The following is a 2,734-nucleotide window of genomic DNA, read 5'->3' as shown; positions in this document are numbered from 1 at the left end:
GCCCTGGGCGGGGCCGCCGCCGTCGGCGGTGCGGCCGCCGCGGGCACGGCGGCCGCGGCGGCCGGCTCCTCGGGCACGTCCGCGGGAACCGCGGGGGCGGCCGGAGCCTCCGGCGCGTCCGGCGGCAGCGGGGCCGGCGCGGGTGCCCTGGCCGGCGAGGGCCTCGGCACCGCGGCCAAGGCCGGGATCGCCGCCGCCGTGGCGGTCGCGGCCGCCGCCGTGGCCGCGTACGCGCTGGCCGGCTCCCCCGAGCCGACGCCCCCGGCCGCCGCGCCGCCCGCCAGCAGCGCGCCGGTCGCCCCCGCCCCGGTGACCCCGGCCCCGGCGACCCCCGCGTCCGCACCGCCCGCCCCGGCCCCCGACAGCGCCGCCCCGGCCCCGGAGCCGCCCGCGACCAGTCCGAGCGCCGCCCCCAGCCCCAGTCCGAAGCCCAGTGCCAGGGCGAGCCAGGCACCGGCGACCACCCGGGCACCGCGCAGCGAGCCGCCCGCGGTCACCCCCGAACCACCCGCCGTCCCGATGCCGACCCTCCCGCCGGTGCCGACGCCCGAGGTCCCCGTCGTCCCGATGCCGACCCTCCCGCCGGTGCCCGAACCGACCGTCGCCACACCCACCCCGCCCACACCCACCCCGCCCGCGCCCAGCGACTACTGGGGCGACTCGCTCCCCGTGGTCAAGCCCGGCCACCACCGGGTCCCGCCCGAAGGGCCGAGCATCCGGCAGCAGGGCAGCGACCGGTTCTGGCAGCACGACGGCGGCTGGATCGGCGGCGAGTACCACCGGCACGCCATCACCGTGCACGCGCCGGCCACCACGCTGATCGACCTCAACCGCGGCTGCACGTCCTTCGACGCCGTCGCCGGGGTGGACGACGCCACGCTCAGCCCCGGCGGGGTGGTCTTCACCGTCCAGTCGGGCGACGGCGGCACCCTGTGGCGCTCCCGGGTGCTCGCCGCCGGGGACGACGCGGTGCCGGTGCACGTGCCGCTGGCCGGGCAGAAGTCGATCCGGCTGGTGGTCACGCCGGCGAGCGGGATCTGGTCGGCGCTGAACGTCGCGGACTGGGCACAGGCCCGGTTCCGGTGCACGTGACGGCCGGGGAGGCGTGACGTACGGGACGGCGTGACGGCCTGAGCTGTGACGGTGAAGGGGCCCGGGGCCCGTTCCGGCTGGTTGCTCGGAACGGGCCCCGGGCCCCTCGTCACTCGGCTGCCGGGCGTCAGACGGCGCAGGAACCGTCCGCGCAGGCCTCACCGGCCGGGGCGACCTGCACCGGCACCGGACGGCGCTCGCCGATCTCGGCGGCGACCTGCTCCAGCACCTTGCGGAAGGTCTCGGCGTCCTGCCCGCCCTGGACCGCCCACTTGCCCTCGAACACGAAGGTCGGCACGGCGGTGATGCCCAGCTCGCGGGCCTCGGCCAGCTGCGCCCGGACCTCGGCGGTGCCCTCGTCGCCCGCCAGGTAGGCCGTCACCCGCTCGCGGTCCAGGCCCGCCGCGACGGCCGCGTCGGCCAGCGCGGCGCGGTCGCCGACGTCCACGCCGTCGGTGAAGTGCGCCTTGAGCAGCGCCTCCTTGAGCCGGCCCTGCGCCTCGGCGCCGTACTCGGCCTCGGCGAGGTGCAGCAGGCGGTGGCCCAGGAAGGTGTTGGCGTGCAGGGCGGCGTCGAAGTCGTACGTGATGCCCTCGGCCAGGCCCAGCTCGGCCACCCGCGCGTCCATCGCGACCGACTGCGGGCCGTAGCGCTCGGCCAGCCAGGCGCGGTGCGGGCTCGCCGTCGCCGGGGCGTCGGGGACCAGCTGGTACGGGCGGTAGACGACCTCGACGGCCTCCTTGCCCGGGAAGTCCGCCAGGGCCTGCTCGAAGCGGCGCTTGCCGATGTAGCACCAGGGGCAGGCGATGTCGGACCAGATCTCGACCTTCATGTTCGGGGGGCTCCAAGGGGCGTCTCGTGGCGGATGTACGAGATAGGTGAACGATGAACCATCTCGGTACATTCCCGACACCGCGCCGGAAAGCCCCGGGGTCGCTTGAGCGCGCCCCGGCGATACGGTCAGCCCTCGGCCGGCGCGGGGACCACCAGGACCGGGCAGGCCGCGTGGTGCACCGCCGCCGAGCTCACCGAACCCAGCAGCAGCCGGACGAACCCGCCGTTGCCGCGGGTCCCCACCACCAGCGTGTGCTGCCGGGTCGACGCCTCCAGCAGCACCTCGATCACGTTGCCCAGCACCACGTGCAGCGACAGCTCCCCCTCGTACGGCCGGACCCGCTGCCGCAGCACCGTCCCCACCGCCCGGCGCAGCCCGTCCGCCATGCTCTCGACCAGCGTCTCCACGCTCTCCTGCACCAGCTCCGCCATGCCCGGCGGGTAGCCGGCCGGCGCCGGGTTCACCACGGCCAGCACGTACAGCGGAAGCCCGAACAGCTCCGCCTCCGTCATCGCCCGGTCCAGGGCCCACAGCGAACCGTCCGACCCGTCGCAGGCCGCCAGCACCCCGGGCGGCCTGCCCGTCGGCGGCCGCCCCAGCACCGACAGCACCACGGGAACCTCCCGCCCCGGGCCCACACCGCCCACCGCACACGCTCCTCACCGCGGACACAGAACCACGCCATCATCCCGCCCGGCCCCTGCCCCGCCCGGCGGCGCCGCGCCGGACGGGGCAGGGGGGGGGGGGGGGGTTCGGGGGGGCTGGGGGCTGGGCACAGGACGTCGGCGGGGCCGACTTGCGGCGCGC

At 77.5% G+C, this 2,734-nt stretch carries 3 protein-coding genes; 1 reads left to right on the top strand and 2 read right to left on the bottom strand.

Annotation, left to right across the window (positions count from 1 at the left end; all coding sequences use genetic code 11):
- A partial coding sequence (locus ACFV8H_RS35285) for an NPCBM/NEW2 domain-containing protein (RefSeq protein WP_380408040.1) occupies positions 1-1,092 on the top strand: 1,092 nt, incomplete at its 5' end.
- Between the two features lie 127 nt (positions 1,093-1,219).
- On the opposite strand, the gene ACFV8H_RS35280 is transcribed toward ACFV8H_RS35285, so the two are convergent.
- A complete protein-coding gene (locus ACFV8H_RS35280; RefSeq protein WP_380408039.1) occupies positions 1,220-1,924 on the bottom strand; it encodes a DsbA family oxidoreductase in 705 nt (234 codons plus the stop codon).
- Between the two features lie 128 nt (positions 1,925-2,052).
- Positions 2,053-2,541 carry a universal stress protein gene (locus ACFV8H_RS35275; protein ID WP_380408038.1) on the bottom strand — a complete coding sequence of 163 codons (489 nt, stop codon included), beginning with the start codon at positions 2,539-2,541 and terminating at the stop codon, positions 2,053-2,055.
- Positions 2,542-2,734 lie beyond the last annotated feature (193 nt).

It is taken from the genome of Kitasatospora sp. NPDC059827 (assembly GCF_042731675.1).
In the GTDB taxonomy this organism is placed as follows: Bacteria; Actinomycetota; Actinomycetes; order Streptomycetales; family Streptomycetaceae; genus Kitasatospora.
Note: the sequence above shows the minus strand (reverse complement) of the source record. Positions and strands in the feature narration are given on the sequence as shown.

Bases quoted from the DNA above. Each gene is read 5' to 3' on its own strand.
- ACFV8H_RS35280 (WP_380408039.1), bottom strand. From the start codon at position 1,924: ATGAAGGTCGAGATCTGGTCCGACATCGCCTGCCCCTGGTGCTACATC.